This is a genomic window from Acidithrix sp. C25, from assembly GCF_904848545.2.
Map to the genome: position 1 here is coordinate 182,555 of NZ_CAJHCI020000008.1, position 20,474 is coordinate 203,028.

The 20,474-nt window shown below is 47.4% G+C and carries 14 protein-coding genes; 5 read left to right on the forward strand and 9 right to left on the reverse strand.

Annotated elements, in window-relative coordinates; genetic code table 11:
* Positions 1–134: 134 nt before the first annotated feature.
* The 5 genes from ACIDITHRIX25_RS86110 to ACIDITHRIX25_RS86130 are packed head-to-tail and all read right to left on the reverse strand — an operon-like array spanning position 135 to position 5,818.
* Positions 135–1,907 carry an ABC transporter ATP-binding protein gene (locus tag ACIDITHRIX25_RS86110; RefSeq protein WP_201733711.1) on the reverse strand — a complete coding sequence of 591 codons (1,773 nt, stop codon included), beginning with the start codon at positions 1,905–1,907 and terminating at the stop codon, positions 135–137.
* Positions 1,907–3,133, reverse strand: coding sequence for a glycosyltransferase family 4 protein (locus tag ACIDITHRIX25_RS86115; RefSeq protein WP_201733712.1), 1,227 nt, complete (start codon positions 3,131–3,133; stop codon positions 1,907–1,909). The genes ACIDITHRIX25_RS86110 and ACIDITHRIX25_RS86115 overlap by 1 nt, the downstream gene beginning before the upstream one ends.
* Positions 3,130–3,615, reverse strand: coding sequence for a hypothetical protein (locus tag ACIDITHRIX25_RS86120; protein ID WP_201733713.1), 486 nt, complete (start codon positions 3,613–3,615; stop codon positions 3,130–3,132). The genes ACIDITHRIX25_RS86115 and ACIDITHRIX25_RS86120 overlap by 4 nt, the downstream gene beginning before the upstream one ends.
* Complete coding sequence (locus tag ACIDITHRIX25_RS86125; protein ID WP_201733714.1) at positions 3,612–4,859, reverse strand: glycosyltransferase family protein; 1,248 nt, start codon at positions 4,857–4,859, stop codon at positions 3,612–3,614. Before ACIDITHRIX25_RS86125 ends, ACIDITHRIX25_RS86120 begins: the two co-directional genes overlap by 4 nt.
* A complete protein-coding gene (locus ACIDITHRIX25_RS86130; protein WP_201733715.1) occupies positions 4,856–5,818 on the reverse strand; it encodes an NAD-dependent epimerase/dehydratase family protein in 963 nt (320 codons plus the stop codon). The genes ACIDITHRIX25_RS86125 and ACIDITHRIX25_RS86130 overlap by 4 nt, the downstream gene beginning before the upstream one ends.
* A gap of 1,873 nt (positions 5,819–7,691) precedes the next feature.
* Between ACIDITHRIX25_RS86130 and ACIDITHRIX25_RS86135 the strand changes: the two genes are divergently transcribed.
* The 4 genes from ACIDITHRIX25_RS86135 (at position 7,692) to ACIDITHRIX25_RS86150 (ending at position 15,353) form a co-directional block, all read left to right on the forward strand.
* Entirely contained in the window at positions 7,692–9,305 is a 1,614-nt protein-coding gene (locus tag ACIDITHRIX25_RS86135) for an MFS transporter (RefSeq protein ID WP_201733716.1), read from the forward strand.
* Positions 9,306–10,202: 897 nt separating this feature from the next.
* Positions 10,203–11,072, forward strand: a complete 870-nt coding sequence (locus ACIDITHRIX25_RS86140; RefSeq protein ID WP_201733717.1) for a class I SAM-dependent methyltransferase — start codon at positions 10,203–10,205, stop codon at positions 11,070–11,072.
* A gap of 357 nt (positions 11,073–11,429) precedes the next feature.
* Positions 11,430–14,813: a pyruvate carboxylase gene (locus ACIDITHRIX25_RS86145; RefSeq protein ID WP_201733718.1), complete on the forward strand. Its 3,384-nt coding sequence runs from the start codon at positions 11,430–11,432 to the stop codon at positions 14,811–14,813.
* Positions 14,814–14,921: 108 nt separating this feature from the next.
* Positions 14,922–15,353: an organic hydroperoxide resistance protein gene (locus ACIDITHRIX25_RS86150; protein WP_052605286.1), complete on the forward strand. Its 432-nt coding sequence runs from the start codon at positions 14,922–14,924 to the stop codon at positions 15,351–15,353.
* An 83-nt stretch (positions 15,354–15,436) separates the two neighbouring features.
* On the opposite strand, the gene ACIDITHRIX25_RS86155 is transcribed toward ACIDITHRIX25_RS86150, so the two are convergent.
* The 4 genes from ACIDITHRIX25_RS86155 to queC all read right to left on the reverse strand — a co-directional run bounded on the left by ACIDITHRIX25_RS86155 (position 15,437) and on the right by queC (position 18,408).
* Positions 15,437–16,201: an exonuclease domain-containing protein gene (locus ACIDITHRIX25_RS86155; RefSeq protein WP_201733719.1), complete on the reverse strand. Its 765-nt coding sequence runs from the start codon at positions 16,199–16,201 to the stop codon at positions 15,437–15,439.
* 285 nt (positions 16,202–16,486) lie between these two features.
* Positions 16,487–17,074, reverse strand: coding sequence for a VUT family protein (locus tag ACIDITHRIX25_RS86160; protein ID WP_201733720.1), 588 nt, complete (start codon positions 17,072–17,074; stop codon positions 16,487–16,489).
* Between the two features lie 47 nt (positions 17,075–17,121).
* On the reverse strand, positions 17,122–17,586 hold the full coding sequence (gene queF, locus ACIDITHRIX25_RS86165; RefSeq protein ID WP_201733721.1) for a preQ(1) synthase: 465 nt from the start codon (positions 17,584–17,586) through the stop codon (positions 17,122–17,124).
* Positions 17,587–17,718: 132 nt separating this feature from the next.
* Positions 17,719–18,408, reverse strand: a complete 690-nt coding sequence (queC, locus tag ACIDITHRIX25_RS86170) for a 7-cyano-7-deazaguanine synthase QueC (RefSeq protein WP_201733722.1) — start codon at positions 18,406–18,408, stop codon at positions 17,719–17,721.
* 788 nt (positions 18,409–19,196) lie between these two features.
* Here queC and ACIDITHRIX25_RS86175 point away from each other — a divergent pair.
* Positions 19,197–20,426 carry a serine hydrolase domain-containing protein gene (locus tag ACIDITHRIX25_RS86175; protein ID WP_201733723.1) on the forward strand — a complete coding sequence of 410 codons (1,230 nt, stop codon included), beginning with the start codon at positions 19,197–19,199 and terminating at the stop codon, positions 20,424–20,426.
* The last annotated feature ends 48 nt before the right edge of the window (positions 20,427–20,474 follow it).

The window sequence follows — 20,474 nt, forward strand, 5'->3', positions numbered from 1 at the left end:
AACTAACAAGCCGTGCCGTCTTTTTCGTGAAAAAACCAAGCACAATCAACGACGGCCTTCCAATGAGACATTGAATACTCAAATAGACAATGACCAAAAAGAATCAAGCGCATCAAGATCTCAATGGTCACGCCTCAACCAAATGAAAGAAATTCATCGATTTGTTGACGTGGTTGACGATCCAAAGATGACAGGAAAAAATCTTCAAAGGTGCTCTTTTGCAATCGACCGTCACGAAAGCGATAGATCTCGTCACAAAAACGCAGCGTCTTTTCCTGATGGCTGATTACTATTGCAGTTCTACCTTTAGTAACCCGCTCGAAAGCACCGCATAAAACTTCCTCTAATTGCGGATCGACACCCACAGTTGGCTCATCCAAGATGATTATCCTTGCATTCTTAGCAACAGTTCGGGCGATTGCAATACACTGTCGCTGCCCTCCTGAGAGGGAGGTACCCTTTTCGGAGACGACTGTATCAATACCCATAGGAAGCACCTTGAAGACTTCCATAACTCCTGCCTCATAACAGGAGCGAACTGCGTCAAGGCGAATCGCCCCTTGAAGGCCATAGATGACGTTTTCCCAGATGGTACCCGAAAAGATAAAGGTCTCTTGAGGCAAGTAGGCGACTAATTCCCGTAGCTGAAATGAAGGAATCTCATCTAGAGAGCGACCCCCTATGGTCACTCGGCCCTCTTTGGGCTCCAAGAGCCGAGGGAGCATCTTTGCAATCGTCGACTTTCCCGATCCAGTTTCGCCTACAATTGCAATTCGCTTACCCTCCTCTACACGAAGGTTCAAATCCTCAAAGATCGAACGGCCGCCATGAGAGAAGGCGACACCTTCATAGCTAATAGAGCTCCCGCCGAGTGGAACTCGCCTCTTCGTGGTTACACCTGGCCTTGCATCATTGGCCAAAAGCAACTCTTCAACCCGCTCCTTGGCCGCTAAACCAACTCCAACGATTCCCGCTCTCTTGGTCAATTGTTGAAGCGGCTTGTATACCGATCGTGCATAGGAGGTCACAACCAAGATCATGCCAAGGCTAAGGGTGTGGGAAAAGACTGCCAATCCAGAAAAGAGGACGAAACCTGCAATAGTCAGATTCAATACCGAGGTTACAGATGAATTCATCGCAGCCTGTGCAATGTTGGAATTCAAAGAATGACGCGTACTCAATTTAACGAGCGAGGAAAACCGAAAGGATTCCATCTCTGTCGCTCCGTTAGTTTGAACTACCACCAAACCGGTAATCGCCTGCTGCGCAGCCGAATTCGCCATACCCTCGTAGTCTCGAGCCCTCCTCGACTCCCGCCGAACCCGTCGCATAAAATACGTTAGGTCAAAGACTACGAATACACCAAGTGCCAAAACCGCTACCAAAAAGACGACTCCAAGCATGGCCAAGATAATCATGATTCCAACTATGGCCAGTATCGAATTGACCAAGGTCGGAACAGACTCCACCATCGCTCGTTGTATCGACTGCACATCGGCAATCAAACGAGTAGATAGGTCACCAGCCTTTCGCTTCTCAAAGAACCCTTGTGGCTGCTTTAGGATATGGTCATAGACCCTTACCTGGAGATTATTAGAGAATATCTGTCCTGCATTTGCAAAACTCAACGCTGAAATGTAGGTACTCACACCACCAATTAGAGCAAGTGCGCCCATTGCGCCAACGGTGATATAGAGCAGTTCTAATTTTGTTCCCGTGTAACCAAAGCTAGAAGGCAAAGGTTTAGTTCCAAAAACTGAGTCAACAACGATCTTTAGTGGCCATGGGGTTATCCAAGTGATGGCTGCATTGACGAGTGAAAAAAGCAATCCGATCGCCATTCGACCGCGACTCTGTCGAAGGAAGTCACCGACCATCCTTCCTTTTGGTCGATTTCGAGCCCTCACTACTGCACCTGCCCTATCGTATCCACTGAATCAAACTGCACATCGTCTGGGCCATCTTTCTGGGAGGCCGCCACCTCAAGAATTGAACTAACCGTCTGATTCCAAGTGAAAGAGGTCTCGACCCGATCTCGTGCCTTTTTTCCTAGTTCCATGCGTCTTGTTGGATCGTCGATCAAAGTCGCAATTGCATTGGCAATCGCCTCTGGCGATGGGTCGCTCAAAAGAAATGCATCGCCTCCGACGATAGCTTCAATGGATGGAGTTCTAGTGGCAATTACAGCTATCGAAGACGCCATATACTCAAGGATCTTTAGCGGGGAGAAGTAGAAGTCTCCCCGGAGCAGATATGGAGCTACGCCTATATCCATCGAAGATAAATAAGATGGGATCTCGCTCATCTCGAGCGCTCCAACAAAATGAATACGAGCCCGTGCCTTGGAACGCTCCGACAGTTGCTTTAGGGATGTCATCTCTGGTCCATCACCAACTATCAAAAGTCGATGAAAAATACCCCTATCAAAGAGTAGATTTGAAGCTAAAATCAAATTATTAACTCCATGCCAAGTCTTCAAGGAGCCGACAAAACCTATTGTTGTTGGATCGCTTGGCCCCTTAGGGTCAGATGTCACTTTGAGCGACATACTTTGCGTATCATATCGATATTTGATAACTGATCCGAATCGCTCGGTGTCTACGCCATTGGGAAAGACCGATATCGTCTTTGCCTCATTTGTCCTAATGTAGGCGCACAACGACTCCGACACGGCGATGACGTCTGCACCATAGATAGCAGCGGCCTCTTTGGCTCTAGCTTCATCGATAAGATCGAGGTTAAAGTGCTCAATACGCTCATCCACTATCGGCGCGTTAACCTCTAACAATCTCTGGATTCCAAGTCGGATTGCAAGTTGGCGCCCCTCGCCAAAAAAGAGGCTCAGGCGCTCATAGATAAGATCTGGTTTTATCTCTCTCAATACGTCAAACGCACGTTCTGAAAATTCATTAGCAGCCTGGAACTTGGAGCCATCTGAGGCCTTAATGTAGGGTAACTCAATATGGTGCAAGATCACACTGGGAACCCCATCACCGACGACCCTGGTCGCAATCAAATGAATTTCATGGCCCAAGGCGCTGGCAGCACGGCAAAATTCACTTACGTGAATCGATGCGCCCTTTGTGCCTCCGACTGGGATACCTGGGTCAAAGAGAAGATACGCTATCCTCATTTCATACCAATTTTCCACTTGTCTTGGGAGCCATTACCACCGCTCGACAAGTCGCAATTGGATGACACCAAAGACCCATCGATGACAAATTGCAGATCTTCAACTTGAGAGCTATCGATACCCCCGATACTCAAGAGGTAATTGACCCTTTGAACCGTGCTCGCATGATTTAGGGGATCGGGCGAGCCATCAATTGGAACTTCGCTACCACCTAAGCCTCCTACGCCTTGTTTAGTTTGGGAGGTTCTATCTATTAGATACCCCAAGATAGCGTGCTCCCTTTGTGCCTGCCAATGGGTGGCTCCCTGATGAGCAGAAAATCCTATAGCATCAACGGCACCGCATTCCCCTTTATGGGATGTATCAGCCGGGCCAACAAGTACGTAATCTACGATTACGGCCGAGTCGCTCTCTTCGAAAAAGCGTACTTTGGTGGAATCGATAAATCGAGCTTGGTATCCATCAACGGTTGAGGCAATCATGGTGTGGTCTCTGCTGAGTCACAAGCGCGATCAAAATCTACTAAATCAGGAACTACAATTTGACTTGCAAATTTTGGAATCGCAGACATATTCACGCTTATCTGACTCGAAAGAATCGGTTCAGACCAAAAATGCATTACCTCTTGGGAGATCCTCTCGATCTTCCACCTAGACAGGTCGACAACGCGCCCAAATCCTAACTTCTCAAAGATCTTCGCCCTTATCAGCTGCTCTTGTCTGGGATATATCCTGGGCAGATAAAGAGCAGGAACCCTAGCTGCCGCCAGTTCAACGGTTGTATTATATCCAGCCATTGAAAGCGCAACCCTAGATTTCGATAGCAAAACCTCAATATTCAGCTCGAAATCAATTAAACTAATATTGGCAGCGTCGCCGATCAGTCGCCGGAGGTGAGCCAGTGCATCTACCTCCATCAGGGGGCCGGCGACTACTAAAGTTGGGACTTGGATAACCTTTCCAACCTCAATCCCAACCTCACAAACCTCCTGGGCATCGCCACCACCGCCGCCGGTTACTAAAAAATATCCTTGATCAGACGAGGCGTTGGCGAAAAATTCAGCTCGACACACACCCGCCTCGATGAATTCAGGCTTCCCCAAATATGAGAGGTATCGCAACTTGACACTTTCAGGAATCGAATAGTTCTTCCGCAGGTCGTAAATTGCCTCTTCTCCAAAGACAAACACCGCATGGTAATATCGAGCAATGGCATCCAATACACCATCGGTAGCCCAGCTTTGACCAAGATTAGTAGGTGAATCTATGACATCACGAAGACCAATAACTCGATGAATCTTAGGGTGTGCCAAAACCAAAAAGTCCAGGACTCCTAGGAGTTCCTTTGACATTCCAAGTGGCGAATGGTCCACGTAAAAGATATCTGGATTGAACCTAACCACTATATCTTTGATGATGGCTGCACGAGCACGCTTGATCAACGAAAGCGGAATCGAAACGCCATAACTCTCATACTCATCCGGACCAACTTTGATTACCGGTGGAAGCTCTACAAGCTCAATACCCCGAGAAGTATTAAAGCTACTCGCCACCCTCGAACCAGTCATAATGATAACTCGGACGGAGCGATTAATCCGAACTAGGGCCTCAGCAAGTGCTATATTGCGACGAAGATGACCAAGTCCATATGTATCGTGCGAATAAATTACAATACGTCTTGGCGCCATATCTGTGAGTTCATCGATCCTTGTGAAACTTTGGGTCACTGTGCCACACCTGCCGCCTGAAATGTGTGGAGATCTTTTAGCCATTCATATTCATTTCTAAATCCATTAGCAAAAGAGACCTTAGAAGAAAACCCGAGATAGTTTTTCGCTCTATCCAAATCAGCGCCGGTATGCAATACATCTCCCCGAGCAAAGTCGCCAAAGGAGACTCGCAGATCAGTACCGTGGAAACCTCGCAGCATCTCTACCACCGCCAGCAAGGTCACAGTCGAGCCACCACCGATATTTATTGCAAGTCCACTAACTTCAGCCTTGCCAGCACTCATTGTCGCATTGGCAATATCGCTCACGTAGGTAAAGTCACGACTCTGACTTCCATCGCCAAAGATCGCTATCTCCCGATCGGAAAGTGCGCTAGAGATAAATTTGCGCAAACCCATATCAGGACGCTGGGAGGGTCCATATACCGTGAAATATCTCAACGCAACCGTTTCGACCAGAGGGCTAGTTGCCTCTAAAACCACTCTTTCGGCGGCAAGCTTTGTCTTACCATATGGCGAGATGGGCGAAGGCTCATAAGACTCCAGGAATGGAGTCGGTGAATTTCCATAGATGCTAGATGAAGAGGCATACACCAAGCGTATCTTGCGATTCTGGTCGGCAATAGCTCCAACTAACTTTGTCGTAGCCAGGATATTGTCATGAACATAGCTTGGGTATTGCTCAAAACTAGATCGTACGCCCGCCCGACCCGCAAGATGAAAGACCGTATCGACACCATCGAGCAGGACATCAAGATCGGCATCGACCAAATCAGCTTTTTGAAATTCAAAACCCTCCAGCTCAGACAAAGTGAGCATTCTCTCGTATTTCTCACCCGAATCATAAGAATCGGAAAAACAGTCAACACCTACAACTTCTATTCCATCTCTAACTAGCATCGCGGATAGGTGAGATCCGATAAATCCTGCTGCCCCAGTCACTAAAACTCTCTGCATAATCAACCTTCCTATTGGACCGAGCCACAGGAAAGATGATCGCGAAGGGAGCTAAGGTACAGGTGACGAAGTAATTAGACATCCCTTATTCAAGTCATCAAGCAAATCTAAGACGAACCTAATAGATTCATGAACTAGATACTGAAAAATTAATACTAAATGATCATAGAACTTGGCCCACCTGGTGGTCAAGCCCCCATACCCACAACACATTGGCCGATAAAAGATTAGAACCACTACATCCTCTGAGTTTTTTTTGGAAACAATCTATCGCATCCAAACAGGAATAAAAGTCGATACTGCTCATCGTCTCTGACCCTAGCTAATGAATTTCAAATACGGCAGCTAAATTTCCATCCTTCGACTATCAAAGGAGTCCTAGATGGACATGAAGATCTAAATTTGAAGAGAGTTCATAGACCTAAGGCTGCAATCTTATGAATACCCTTAGAGATCACCGCGAATATTACGCCGGTTCAATGCGCCATATAGCCATTGCAAGATTCCTATAAAGCCTCGCCGACAGTTGATTCCACCGATCACGCCAAAGGCTTTAACAACAGGGGACTACCACAAGCTCCATAGAGAAGCCTCGCCGACGGACAAAAACCTCGACGACAATGGCGGCCTCACCAAATCGGATCGCCGGGGTAAATCCATAAGAGAAATAAACCTCAAACTAAAAAGCAGCCCCGCATCGACTTAGTCAAGCCCAGATAAAGCCTCAAAGGTAGCCAGCCCTAAATTCCTCTTTGAATAGCAACAGGTCGCAATTCCCCCGAGAAGCCAAGGAAAAAATAGCTGCACACGAAGTCACCGTTATTGGCCACTTCAGATTATTCCTGTTTGGAAAAAGCGCTCACCACTATCACAAACCAAGTTCCAAAATCTCGCCAAAGCAAGTTGGCTCATTAGAGGTTGAAGATTCAATAAATAAGATCGAAAATGGCCAATCACCATCCGTCGAAACTTCAGGGGCACAAACCTCTGGCATCTAACAAATATGACATAGGTACATCTAGTCAAAATACAAACGTCTTTTACTAATGTCAGATGCGGCTCTCTCGGTTCCACCGAGGACACCGACACGACTATTCACTTAGATTGAAACTTAGGAAAAATGAGATTGACCAACGACTACCTCTACCACACCAAAGCCACCAAACTACCGACTTAGATATAGCCCTGCAACAGATGAAGATCCTTCGGTTCAACAGAGAGCCGATAAGATATCTAAAAGGTGAAATGCCAACCGGATTTCCTCCGACTTGACTAGAAGCGTCCCAGCGAGCTTTAGATTTCGGAGTTCGATACCAACTCAGCCCACAGACCAATTGCCGCATCCCCTCCGATCCACCTTGATAGCACCCCTATCTCAATCCCATCTCCAAATTTCGCCCGCTGCAAAGAGCAAACGTATGGAAAGTATAAGCAAAATCATATGCAATTGAGATTTCAGATCAATCACACACGCAAATGTCGATATCGAAGCTGAGCAACAGTTAGCGGATTTAAAAGCTATTAGTCGTGATATATATATTCAAATTTATAGATATGAATACGGGCTTTAAGGCACCAATACAATTTCCAGCCAACGGTCTTCAACGGCTCCCGTTGCTGGCCAAGCCAATAGAAAGCCTGGCAATTACAATCCGCAAGACCGAGAGGCTCGATTAATATAACTTTAGCCTCTATTTCCGATCTTGGAATTATCTCATGGTCTCCAGCATTAAATAATGGGACTAGTAGCATTTAGGAGTGGTTGAAAGGCCAGAGTGTGGAACTGTCTAAAAGCCGAGATGGGATATAGCCCGAAAGCGCAATATCTCAAAGACAATCAAATCAATAGACTACTTTAGAGGTCAAGATATTCATGAATACCAAGTCAAACATTCAGAACACTTCAAATCGAAGTAGATGGTTAATGATGCCCTTCATTGCGCTTGGCGTCGCAATGATTATCGTCGATGCGACCATTGTCAATGTCGCGCTACCCACCATGATTCGCGATCTCCATTTGAACTCCAGTGACGCCGAATGGACCAACTCGATCTATTCGTTAGTATTTGGCGCACTTTTGATCTCACTGGGAAGACTCGGGGACAGATTCGGACGAAGAAAACTGTTCATTATTGGAACAATAATCTTCGTCTTGGCGAGCTTGCTAACCGCGGCCGCAAGTAACTCATCGATCCTGCTGCTTGGAAGGTTGATTCAAGGGATAGGAGGGGCAATGATTCTGCCATCCACCCTCTCTTTGGTAAATGCCAACTTCTTTGGCAAGGACCGCGGAATTGCCTTTGCCATTTGGGGTTCGACCATAGGTGGTGTAGCTGCATTGGGACCATTACTTGGGGGTTGGCTAACTCAGTCTTACTCATGGCGCTGGGCATTTTTGATCAACGTTCCCACTGGTATTGTAATCCTCGTTGGCGCCCTTCTTTTGGTTCCCGAATCGAAAGATGAAAATTCAGGGGCAATTGGAGATCTAGTTGGGAACCTACTTGTGATACTTAGCCTAGGCTCCTTAGTCTTTGGTCTTATTGAAGCCCAACGCTACGGATGGTGGAACGAGACCTCTCAATTTCAGCTCTCAAGCTTCACTTGGCCTGCTAACACGATCTCCCCAATCCCAATTGCATTGGCGATCTTTGCCATATCGGCGATCGCATTCATAGCATTAGAAAAATCAAACATCGCAAAGGGTCGACCATCTCTAATTGAATTCTCACTATTTTCAATTCGGAGCTTCAGTGCCGGCAATATTGCAGCAGCTATCGTCTCGTTGGGCGAGTTCGGAATCCTTTTTGCACTTCCGCTATTCCTTCAAGGCGCCAGAAACTATACCGCACTTGGCACCGGAACAATCCTATTGGCCTTGGCGCTAGGGAGCTTCCTTGCAGGCGGAGCAGTAACGCCCCTCTCTAAGAAGCTAGGCGCGAGAAATGTAGTTCGCATTGGCCTTGGGTTAGAGGTGATAGGGATTACCTCACTCGCCGTTGCAGTTTCCCCAACTCGATCAGTACTTTGGATGGTACCTGCATTTCTAATCTACGGCGTGGGTGTTGGCTTTGCAACGTCGCAATTGACTGGAGTAATTCTCGCGGAAGTTCCACTGGATAAAAGTGGCCTGGGATCGGGGATTCAAAGCACCTCCCGACAGATCGGATCAGCTCTCGGAATTGCCATCTTGGGCACCGTCCTTCTTAGCCAACTCGCAAGTACCATGACCAAAAACCTCAACTTGCTTCATTTGACTTCATTAGGTCCTACAGCACAGGCAGGGATCGTGAGGGAACTACGAGCTAGTGCTGGAGCGGCTATACCCACACTTTCCCACCTATACAACGGTACGCTCATCCATACCGCAGCGGTCGAAGCGATGGCAAGTGCCACCAAAACCGCAGCATTTACTGCAGCCTTATTTGTGCTTATTGGTCTCTTTGCGACATTCTTACTTCCGAAAGAGGTCGATGACCTCTCGTAGCCTCAGTCTGCTTTGAGCCCTATTTCAAGCCACTAAGAGTAGAAAGCTCGATTGGAATTTGAACTTTACCGATCGAGCTTTTTCAAACGTTAGTCCCAAAAGACGCTCCAAATAGATAACTTACTCTCAAGATATTGTTAACCCAAGGCAAGTCAACATGACAAGTCAAAAGGGCACAAATGAAGATAGTATCGCTTTATTTCTTCGGATTATCTAACCCAACCTTGATAGAGGGTGTTTTGGAGTTCGGATTGCGCCATAGAAAAGATTTCTCACCTAAAAAGACTGCCTTCAAGAGAAGTCGCAAACACAAGTGCCTATTTAGTTATCCACAATGACAAAATAGGCAGACCCTAAAAAAACAGCTAATCATTTTTCCGTCATTTTAGCCACCGAATTACAAAGAGAAGACAAGAAAGATCTGTCCAAATCCACTACCAACTACCACCACCCTCAAACGCACAACAAAGCCTAAAATTAGATAGCAATCTGCACCAGGTGCCCCACCCGCGCCAAAACCGACCCAAAAACGCGATGAAACTAAAAAGTATCAGTTGATACCAGGAAAGCCGATATCGATTCTCATTCATATTTACTTCAACTACAGCTAGTGATATGAGTAAGAGACAAAGCTCTAAACCAAGTGTCACGGCTTCAATCGGAGCGGCTCATCCGCGATAAAAATCCTAAAATTGTTAAAAATTGAGCAGCCAATTTGGGTATATGTCGTTTATGAATCGACTTTTATCGAACCAATCCGCTAACCTAACTCTTATTGGATAATCGGTACTTGGAAAGCCGACGCCAAAATGGAAAATGCGCTAGGTTTTTTTACCAAGCGGTGGAAGATTAATCCCACATTATCAATGACAATTAGGAGCAGGGATCGACTCAGAGATGCAGATGGTCAATGAAAAACTCGCAAAATTACGTACCGTAGCAGCTGGATACCTCTCGACGTTGGAAGACGGAGAGGGAAAATCCATGCTCGCATACACTTTGAACCTTGGACCGACTTGGAAGCAGATAATCGAATCACTTCCTCTTGGACCGAGCACGCGCGTACTCGATGTCGGTTGCGGCTACGGTCTACTGGCCATCGAGATCGCGATTCGAACTGGCGCTTCAATACTTGCATCAGATGTCAATCCAGAATTTGTAGCCGGTGCGAAAACCATCATTGAGCGCTCAATGGAACAAGGTATCTTGTCTAATGATATCTCTATCGAATTTCAAGTTGATGACATAATGCAACTCGACGTTCCAGAGGGAGAATTTGACGTAGTTGTAGTCCGTGAGGTCTTTAGCTACGTCTCAGATCCAGACAAGGCCGTTGGAAACCTCTTAGGGGCACTCAAGCCCGGTGGAGTGCTCTTAGTCGAAGATATAGATGACCATCTCTATATGACCTACCCAAGCCCATCTGATGCCTTCAGCCGTCTATTTGAGGCCATCCAAAAACTTCAAGGGCAACGAGGCGGGGATCGCGAAGTTGGTAGAAAGTTGTCGGTTTATTTATCGAGAGGTGGATTTGTGATCGACAGCGTAAAGCTGATGACCGAAGCGTTGCACGTTCATTCAGATCCCCAAAAAGGCGAGAAGCGCTTTATAGTCGACCAGATCGCAACACTGAAGGATCAACTCGTGGACTCGGGCCTCCTAGAGAGCGCGAGCTTCGACGAGCTTCTAGCCTCTGTAGCTCAAGAGGCTCCCCAAGAAGAATTCAGGATGAACGGTCGAGTCGTCGTACAAGCTCACCGCCCCTAATCAATAGAACTTTCAGCAATCAACTTTTGCAAAGTAACTACACCTATCATCTGTAGCTCGGTAAAAGTTGATTGCTGGCTATCTACAAAGCAATCCTTTTAATCGTCTCGAACCACTTGCAATGGCACTTTTTTAGAGACAACTACAAACTCCTTACCGCATCGATCGAAGTTCCTGGCTTTTTAATGAAGGAGGCCCTTTATTCGACATGGCTCTAAAGATATGTCGGCACGAACAAATCCGAATGGTCAATGGTCGTTCGGGTAGGCTAAGAGAGTTTCTAGAATAACAGTTTCGTATTCCATCTTTGCTCAATGGCGAATGCAAGATCCCTCGAGATATCTAAGGTAGGCGAACATGCTCAAAAAAATACTCGTAGCAAACCGTGGTGAGATTGCGATTCGTGCCTTTCGTGCCGCCTCTGAACTTCGCATTTCAACAGTTGGCATCTATGCATACGAAGATCGGTATTCCCTCCATCGTCAAAAGTCAGACGAAAGCTACCAAATTGGCGAACCAGGTCACCCTCTTCGATCCTATCTAGATGTCGATTCGATAATCGAAATCGCCCTAAAGTCACAGGCTGATGGAATCTATCCTGGATATGGCTTTCTCTCGGAGAACCCCTTACTCTCAGAGGCCTGTGTGAAGGCAGGGATCAAGTTCATAGGACCATCAACCGGCGCTCTCGAACTGGCTGGAAACAAGATGAACGCAGTGGCTGCAGCTCGTCGAGCCGGCATTCCGACCCTCAAGTCTCTAGGACCCGTCACGGCCTTGGACGACCTATCGGAGATAATCTCAACTTTTCACTTTCCACTTTTCGTAAAAGCCTCAGCCGGCGGAGGTGGCCGCGGTCTTCGAAAGGTGGACTCCCCCGATCAGCTAAGCAACGCGATTACCAGCGCAAGCACCGAAGCGCAACTTGCATTCGGTGACCCGACAATCTTTATTGAAGAGGCTGTCATTGCGCCACGCCACATTGAGGTGCAGATTCTTGCTGATGAATACGGCGAGGTGGTTCATCTCTTCGAAAGGGACTGTTCGATACAACGCCGCCATCAAAAGGTAGTTGAGATCGCACCCGCTCCAAATCTATCGCCCGACATCAGAGAGAAGATCTGCAATGACGCGGTGAAATTCGCAGCCTCAATTGGATATTCGAATGCCGGAACGGTGGAATTCCTGCTCGACTCGAAGAACCGTCATGTCTTCATTGAGATGAATCCTCGAATTCAAGTTGAACACACAGTCACCGAAGAGGTAACCGGGGTTGACATAGTCCAAGCGCAGATCAAAATCGCATCTGGACAAAGCTTAACTGACTTAGAAATTCGACAGGAAGGAATCACAACGAGGGGCAGCGCGCTCCAATGTCGCATAACCACCGAAGATCCATCTGATAACTTTAGACCAGATACCGGTAGAATCTCGGCATATCGTGCTCCAGGTGGCGCTGGCATTCGCCTTGATGAAAGCACCTATTCCGGAGCACAAGTCCTTCCCTACTTTGATTCGATGCTAGTCAAGCTCACCACCCGGGGCCACGACTATCGAGAGGCGATTCAACGTGCCGACCGAGCGTTGCGAGAGTTTCGAATACGCGGCGTGGCGACAAACATCGGCTTTCTCCAGGAGTTGCTAAAGGAGGAAGACTTCCGTCATGGTCAAATTAATACCTCTTACATAGAAAGTCACCCTGAACTCCTTAAGGCTAAGTCAGTCGCCGACCGCGGAACTAAACTCCTTACCTACATCTCTGACATCTCGGTAAATCGCCCCAATGGCTCAGCTCCGACAAACAGCATCCCAAACTCTAAATTACCTAAGATCGACTTGGCCTTGACTCCATCAAAAGGAAGTAAAAACCTTCTCAGCGAAGTTGGGCCGGCTGAGTTCGCGAGGCTGCTAAGAGAGCAAAAAGCGGTTGCCATAACAGATACAACGCTGCGAGATGCGCACCAAAGTCTCCTTGCAACTAGGTTGCGCACCAAGGACATGGTGGCAGTCGCGCCTTACATTCAAAGGCTCCTCCCCGGGTTACTGAGTATCGAGGCTTGGGGCGGGGCAACCTACGACGTTGCTCTTAGATTTTTAAAAGAAGATCCTTGGTCACGTCTAGAACAGTTGCGTGAGGAGATCCCAAACATTGCAATTCAAATGCTTCTTCGCGGCCAAAGCACCGTTGCATACACCCCCCAACCTGAGCCCGTGGCAAAATCATTTGTAAAGGCGGCGGTCAAAAGCGGTGTCGACATCTTTCGAGTCTTCGACGCCCTGAATAACGTCCAAATCATGCGACCTGAGATAGACGCGGTCTTAGAAAATAACGCCGTTGCAGAGGGAACCCTTTGCTATACAAGCGACATGACAAATCCAAAAGAGGCGCTTTACACAGTAGATTATTATCTAAGAATCGCCGAGCAACTTGTCTCTATGGGTTGCCACATTCTATGTATAAAGGATATGGCCGGCCTAGCCAAAGCACCGGCGGCGGCCAAATTGGTAAAAGCGCTTCGATCGAACTTCGATCTACCCGTACACTTTCATACCCACGATACAGCAGGAGGTCAACTCGCAACCTACCTAGCTGCAATCGAAGCCGGAGTAGATGCTGTCGATGGAGCAACGGCATCACTTGGAGGAACTACCTCCCAGCCACCTCTGTCTGCAATAATTGCCGCTTTAGAAAATACCCCCTACGATAGCGGCATTGACCTGAGCTCGGCACTTTCTCTTGAGCCATACTTTGACGCGGTAAGAAAGCTCTATCGTCCATTCGAATCTGGCCTTAGCGCCCCCACAGGACGTGTCTACCATCACGAGATTCCAGGGGGTCAGCTCTCAAACCTTCGCCAGCAAGCAATTGCACTGGGCCTTGGTGATCATTTTGAGCGAATCGAGGATATGTACGCAGCAGTAAACAAGATCCTCGGAAATATTGTAAAAGTTACACCCTCTTCAAAGGTCGTTGGTGATCTAGCACTCGGCTTAGTAGCTGCAGATGCTGACCCGACTGACTTTGAAGAAAACCCTTCGTCATATGATATTCCAGACAGTGTGATAGGTTTTCTCCAAGGTGAGTTAGGCATACCCGCTAGTGGATGGCCAGAGCCCTTTCGTACCAAAGCACTAACTAATCGCACCTCAAAATATCTAGGGCCCAAAGTGCTAGACCAAGAGAGCCTAGATGCCCTTGAAGCTCCAAATCCCAGAGCTACTTTGAGCCGTCTTTTGTTTCCTGGACCCGCAAAGGAGTACGAAGAGTCGCTTGATAAATATGGTTCGCTATCGGTATTGGATACCAAGACCTTCTTTTACGGTCTGGAGATCGGGGAAGAGACATCTGTCAAACTCGACCAAGGAGTAGACCTCTACTTGGCTCTCGACGCCATCGGCGGAGCTGATGAAAGAGGGATTAGAGACGTCTATTGTCGCCTCAACGGACAGCTTCGAGTAATTCCAATTCGCGACAACTCCATCAAGTCCACTGCACCGAAAAACGAAAGGGCTGACTCTTCTAATCCCGGTCATATCTCAGCCCCATTTTCTGGAGTTGTCACCATAGCTGTAGCTCTAAACGACACCCTGAATGCAGGTCAAACAATCGCCACTATCGAAGCAATGAAGATGGAAGCTGCCATTACCACCTCAGTGAGTGGTCGCGTGAAACGAATAGTGGCCTCGGGTCCCACAAAGATTGAGGCAGGCGATCTCCTCATAGAAGTTGAGATATCATGATCTACTTGACCCTGTGAGACCTTGATCAATATCCCAAGAGATCCCGAGACTATGAATCTAGTTGTGTTATCTTTGTCATAGTAAGGGCAATTTAATGCAAAGGTTGAAATGGCTGTTGACGTAAGGTATAAAACGAGTGCAACCGCTTGGGGAGGTCGCCAGGGCAAGGCGAAGTCTCATGATGGCAAATTAGATATATATTTGACTACTCCAGTGGAGTTGGGAGGACCCGGCGGAGATGGGACCAACCCTGAGCAACTCTTCGCACTAGGCTACGCTGGTTGTTTCCACTCTGCTCTCAAGCTTGTAGCACGATCAAAGGGGGTAGACCTCACCGATTCAGCTGTATCTGTTGAAGTAGGCATTGGTCTCGATGATTCAGACGGGGGCTTTGGACTAACAGTCGCAATTGAAGCTGAGATGCCGGGAATCAATGAAGCCTTGGCCCTAGAACTGGTCGAATTAGCACACCAAACCTGCCCCTACTCCAAAGCGACTATGGGAAATATAAAGGTGACGCTCACGGTCACATCCGAGTGACACTGTAGCTCTCCAAAAAATTTAGCGAAAGTCTCTGACAGACATGGCCGATATTGAAATCATTGTCATGTCTGTCACAACTGTCAACGACCTCGATCTAACAGTATCGGCCAGCCGTTATCGTCAATCTCGGCATTGGACTTAGCGCGCGCCCACTTATTGTAGCCTTCCACCCATTTATGATGAAAGCCTGCCAAAACATCTGAACTCGTAGAGGGCTCCAAATCGGCTATGGCCGGATAAATAGTTGCCATCTCGCGCAGTACGCGATAGGTTACCTTACAGTCTTCCAAAGCGTTATGAAGTTCACCCTTTGCGACATTATATCGAGTTCCAAGAGCATCTAGAGTTCGGCGCCCCTTCCTGTATGGATCGTAATGGCGATCTAGGACTAATGTGTCGACAACACCAGGGCTAATGCCCATCTCACCCAAGCCTACGCCCAACTCCCTCTTCAACACATTATCCAGCAGGGATAGGTCATAGCTAATATTCATCCCAACCACAAACCAGCCATTTCGATAAGCACGCATCAGCTGATCTACGATCAGACCAAGAGCATCCCCCAGTGAAAGGCCATGTCGTCTTACCGCCGCGTCTGAGATACCATGAATCTTTGCGGCCTCAATCGGTATTTGGATGCCAGGATCAACAAGCGAATAGCTCTCTAGTACGCAATTATCACCGCTCATTATCAAAAGGGCGTATGAAACAGGGAGATCAACAAAAACGTCGACACCCGTTGTCTCAAGATCAAAGACTAAAAAAGTATTGTCGCAAAGCCAACTCTGCACCTTGTCCGTCTCTAATTGGCCACCTTCGTTACCCAGATAAGATTCAACATTCACGACAGTCCTCAACCACCTTTTGCAACCACTGAGGTCCAAATCCCCAAAGAGAAAAAATCGTGTCCAAAATGAAAGCTATCTCACATTCTGAGGTGAGATAATTTGTGAACTGCCTCTAAACACTACGTCGAAAATGGAAAAAGCACTCACTGATTTACTGGTCAATTTAGGATTTTCGCAAAAAAAAACAAGAGACAGCTTCCAAAACTTATCTATAGTCGCCATCAGATATCTGTAATAGAAAATAGACCATCTGTAATTAGAGAGATACAGTCCTAAGTGTCACTACGCTCCTCGCAGAGTCCGAGCGGGAATTGAAAAAACCCGGAAACGCCTCAACCATCCGGCTATCAACGCTCCGCTCAACATCACCCAAAACTTTCCCAAAAGCTGGCCGCCCAGCGCCAGCGAAAGTGGAATCCCGGCCAACGTTAGAAATACGACCGAATCGACTACGTCGGCTACAATTCCCGAAGCCAATACAGCAAAAGGAAAGTTCTTCGACTGCAAAGGCGTATAGATCAAAAAGTCACAACTCTCAGAGAGCAAAAAGGTAGCACCTGAAGCAAAAGCAAGATGAGCTGACGAGACCAATGCAGATACTAGAGCTCCGACAATAATTGCCAAAATCCCAACTTTGGTACCTGTTACACGTTGTAAAACGTCTCTAGCGACAAAGGCCGCCCCAGCAAGATATACACCCGATGGAGCCATCAAACCAAACCCTACTGGTAGCACATGAGCTCCAGGAATAGCCTTCCCGACATGACCAATCATCCAATTTGAGCCGCCTATCACAAAGACGTAGATCAAAAACGCAATGGCTCCTATAACCAATTGACTCTTAGATCTGTCAATTTCCTCTAACGCCATCGATTGATACTTCCCCTAAATCAATTCCAAAAAATCAAACACGATCATCAGCCCCTTGGGCCACGGGCCGAGAGACGATCAAAACTTGCAAATAGCTCTGCGATCTCATCGCGCAGTTCACTAGCCATTGGAGAGTTGCGTCGAATGGTGAGTGGCTTAATGGCTATTCCGCCTCTGACGTTGAAGTCACCAAAGACTCTTAAATAAAGAGGGTTAATCTTACCCACGATGTCATCTGCAATTGAATTGACGCAGTCTTCGTGAAAGGCGCCGTGGTTCCTATAGCTGACAAGGTAAAGTTTAAGGCTCTTAGATTCAACACAGAGCTTGTCGCCAACGTAGTCAATATATATACTTCCGTAGTCGGGCTGTCCGGTCATAGGACAAAGACTAGTAAATTCCAGACAATCCAAACCTATGACAAAAGGAACTTCAGGACGCGGATTGTCAAAGACCTCTAGGAGGTCAGCCGTCGGCGAACTATATTCATAGTTAGTTGAGCCTGCTCCCAATAAACTCAGCTTCGAAGTATCGCTTACCATATAAATTTCACTCAGATTCCTTAAATACTTTTTCTTGAACTTCACGATAGAAACAGCCAAAGGCTTCGTAATGCCACAATCGCACACGGATCAACGAGGCTCCTAAAATAGCGGATCTACCATTCCTAGACTCTCAAAGGCCCCCATGCGTATCAGACACGAGTCACAGCTTCCGCAGGGTTTATTAAAGTCAACTGGGTCATAACAACTATGGGTTATGGAATAATCCACTCCCAGGGAAAGGCCAAGCTCGATTATTCCAACTTTAGTCAAAGTCAAAAGGGGGGCGTGGATCGTTGTCTTTTGGCCCTTCTCAACCGATGCCTTAGTAGCTAAATTCGCCATAGCTTCAAAGGCGGCCAAGTACTCGGGACGACAATCTGGATACCCACTATAGTCGATCGAATTCGCACCTATAAAGATGTCGCTGGCAGAGATCGTCTCCGCCAAAGCCAATGCAAATGAAAGAAAAATCGTGTTGCGTGCCGGTACGTAGGTGACAGGAATCTCCTTAGATGCCCCAAAGTCAACCGCCTCGCCGCTTTGACGGTGAGGAACATCAATGGATGCAGTGAGTGCCGAACCGCCAAACACTCTCAAATCTATGTCGCAAACTACATGGCTATGAAGACCCAGCTCTCGAGCAACGCGCCGAGCCGCATCAAGTTCAACAAGGTGGCGCTGACCGTAGTTAAAGCTCAAAGCATGAACGTCAAATCCTTGGCTCATGGCAAAGGCAGCCACGGTGCTAGAGTCAAGTCCACCACTTAGAAGCACTACACAATTGGCCATTACGACTCCTTAAATAGTAAAGAGATACTAGAACTAGGGACGATCCTCGACCGTTTTTGGGCCAAGTTCAAGATTTACTCCCAAATAGCCTATTGTCAATCCGCCCAAAGGACTTTGGGGAGGATACAAATCTTAATATTCAAAAACGAACCTCTCTTCATCAATGGATCCGCGTCAAGGCCTATCCAGAGTCCGAAAGATCCAAAAAAAGCGACCTTTATCCAATTGGTACCTTAGAAATCTGCTACTCGAAACCTTTCCATCTCGAAGAACTCAACCTCTCTCAGTCGAGCTTCGTCGACCACAAGATTCTCTTTAAAGCATTACCGGCGCCGATGATCAAAAGGGGAAAGGGGCCATCGCGGCCTCCAGTTGGATTAGGAGACAGACCCTATGAGCAAAAATGAAAAAATGCGATCGCATTTCTTATCGCCATCGCGAAAAAGATATCGGCCCCCTCCAGAAGCTATATTCAAAAATAAGGTGCTCTAAAAGATACCTTCGAGATCCACGAATGATTCCTCTTATTAGTTCACGGAGCCAAATGCAAAAAAGAAGTTAAAATCTATCAAGCGCGGCCAGAGCGATACCCCCCCCTCTTCTTTGGACAATATGCCCAAGGTAAGCAATTGAGCCAAGATCGGTCTGGCCCGTCGAGATGGTCTTGGCGAGATAGTCTTGGCCGCCCAAGAAGGCGTCAAATATCACCAAACCTGAAATTGAATCCCATAAGCGACTGCGAGGTGCAATAATTCTTATTGGAACAATTTTGGTATAAGGAATGTAACATGAAAATTAATGTAACCAAGGATCCAAAGCGAATGGGATTCGATCCCAAGAGGCTGGATCGAATCGGAGAGCACTTCCAATCCTACGTAGAACAAAAAAAACTTGCCGGATGGCTAGTCTCCATCACGCGCCACTCGGAGCCCATTTACCTTGCTAAATCAGGTTTAAGAGACATCGAGGGTGGACAGGCGATAGAAGAGGATACCTTATTTCGTATCTATTCAATGACTAAGCCGATCACCACAGTCGCAGCGATGATCCTATACGAACGAGGGCTCTTGGATATAACTGACCCAGTCTCGAAGTACATTCCATCATTTGCAAACCTCCGCGTCTTCAAGCAAGGCTCCACTCAAGCCCCCTTGACCGTTCCAGCGACTGAACCAATGCGAATTTGGCACCTCATGACCCATACATCAGGCCTCACCTACGGCTTTCACCACGCACACACCACCGATGCGATCTACCGTGCAAACGGTTACGAATGGGGTTGGCCGCCAGATGTCGATTTAGCAGGTGCGTGCGATGCATGGGCATCGATGCCCCTAGTGGCCAATCCAGGAACGGAATGGAACTACTCGGTATCGACAGACGTTCTAGGTCGCGTCGTTGAGGTTGCCTCGGGAATGGGACTTGATGAATTCATGAAGAGGGAGATCTTTGACCCACTCTCGATGGTCGATACATCATTTTATATAGAGCCAGAACGCGCATCGAGACTCGCCGCGCTCTATATGCCAGGAGTAAATGGTGAAATCACGCGCCTCGATGCCTTTGGAAATGCATGTCTATCGCCTCAGAGAGTGCTCTCTGGCGGTGGCGGACTAGTCTCAACGGCAAGCGACTATGCCGCCTTTATGGCGATGATGCTAAATCGTGGCGAGCTTGATAGGATCCGAATTCTCTCTCCTAAAACAGTAGATTACATGGTCACCAATCACCTTCCCGGAAACCAAGATATGGACCAGATCGGACGGCCAATCTTCTCCGAGTCAAATTCGGCTGGGGTTGGTTTTGGGCTGGGCTTCTCTGTTGTCATAAACCCCGCCGACACCAAATCTCTGATCTCCAAAGGAACCTATGCTTGGGGAGGGGCCGCCAGCACTGCCTTTTTCATCGATCCCAAAGAGGGTTTGGCGATCTCATTTATGACACAACTGCTCCCCTCCTCGACGTACCCAATTCGTCCAGAATTGGTTCAGTTGGTTTACAGTGCAATGGTAGATTAGCCATTCAAATTTGGCGGGATAAATCTATCCAAAAAAAAGGATCAAACG